The 1,614-nt window shown below is 62.7% G+C and carries 1 protein-coding gene and 1 pseudogene; both read right to left on the minus strand.

Annotated features, from left to right (window positions below):
* Window positions 1–200 (minus strand): annotated as a pseudogene (locus tag AC5RWX_RS33055) (polysaccharide deacetylase family protein); the annotation flags it as partial.
* Between the two features lie 213 nt (window positions 201–413).
* The gene (locus AC5RWX_RS33060) at window positions 414–1,442 is read right to left on the minus strand and encodes a LacI family DNA-binding transcriptional regulator (RefSeq protein ID WP_494100389.1); all 1,029 of its coding nucleotides are present in this window, start codon (window positions 1,440–1,442) and stop codon (window positions 414–416) included.
* Window positions 1,443–1,614: the final 172 nt, after the last annotated feature.

The following is a 1,614-nucleotide window of genomic DNA, read 5'->3' on the forward strand; positions in this document are numbered from 1 at the left end:
GGCCCGTCGTCAAAAGTAAGGCTTACATACTTGCCGTCATGGCGGGTAGAGTCCACGATTGCAGGTGTCGCTCCGTCCGCCCAGGCCCATGTGGCGCCCGCGAGGCTCGCTGGAACAAAGGCGCTTACAGCAAGAACTGCAGCGGTGAAGGGGAGTCTTGCCTGGCGCAGGAAAACTGCGCGGGGGAGCTTGAGCTTCATGGGTTTCCTTTGCTGTCACTTGCCCCAGGCACCTCAGCGTGTGTACCGCGCGCGTGGGTGGAGCGCGCGCACTGGACTAACTGGGGCAGCAAATTAGATCGGGCCTTCCGGTACTTTCCGGAACTCAGTCAGCCTAAGCTTCCAGCTACTCCCGGTCAAGGGTTAGCGCTAAGACGGAGCGCGGTAACCTCTGACGGGTGGTCACCACCAGAATCAGCGGTTCCTGGGTGCTGCTGTGCTCTCCCGCACCACGAGCCTGGTGGCCAGTTCAACACGGGGGCTTTCGAGACTTTCCCCTTGGACCATTCGCAGGACGGTACGGGCGGCGAGCTTGCCCATTTCGGCCAATGGCTGCCGCACGGTGGTGAGGGGAGGCGAAGCCCAGCGGGCCTCGGGAAGGTCATCGAAGCCAATGACGCTGACGTCTTCGGGCACTAGCAAACCCTTTTTGCGTACAGCTTCGTAGACACCCAGGGCCATCTGGTCGCTCGCTGCGAAAACGGCGGTGGGCAGCTCGGCCAAGTCCAGGAGTTTGCAGCCGGCGCGGAAACCTGACTGGTAATCGAAATCCCCCTCGGTCACTAGCGCGGGATCAAATGCGATGCCGGCCGCGTCCAGGCCCGCCCGGTAACCGTCCAGTCGCGCCCTGCTGCACCAAAGCCCGGGGGTACCCGCAACAAAACCGATGCGGCGGTGGCCGAGTCCGGTGAGATGTTCTGTAGCACTGACTGCCCCCGTCCAGTTGGTGGCCCCAATGGTCGGAACGTCGAGGTCAGGCACCCCGGCCGGATCAACTACTACGGCAGGTACGTCCAGGCGCTGCAGCTCGGCGCGCAGAAACGAATCGAGGTCAGTGGTGACCAGGATCGCCCCGTCACTCGCCCTGGCGCTGACATGCTCCAGCCACTGCCTCGTGGATGTGGGACTGGTGCGGCGATGGATCGCCGAAACCACCGTGGAGGCCCCGGCTTCATTGGCTGCCTCCTCCACGCCACGGATGATTTCCACGGCCCAGGGGCTGTCGAGGTCGTTGAAAACGAGGTCGATGAGGCCGGACCGCACCTCCGGACGGTTCCCCCGACGCTGGTATCCGTGGTCCCGCAACAGAGTTTCCACCCGCTCACGGGTCCGTGCGGAAACATCGCCACGACCGTTCAGTACCCGAGAAACAGTGGGCACCGAAACGCCCGCTTCGGCCGCAATAGCCGAAATTGTGACAGCCGGGCGCTGGGTCTCGGGCACGCTTTCCTCCTGGGTTCGCTGCAAGTATAGGCCTTCCCGCCACACCGTCGGCCATGACTTTTCTGCAAACCCTTGACGTGCTCTCTGAAACACTCCTAATCTACAACGACGTTGTTCCGGAAGTTTCCGGAACGGTTCGATTCGGAATTCACCCGCGGATCGCTCGTACTCA

Source organism: Arthrobacter sp. SPT-J7, assembly GCF_059089965.1.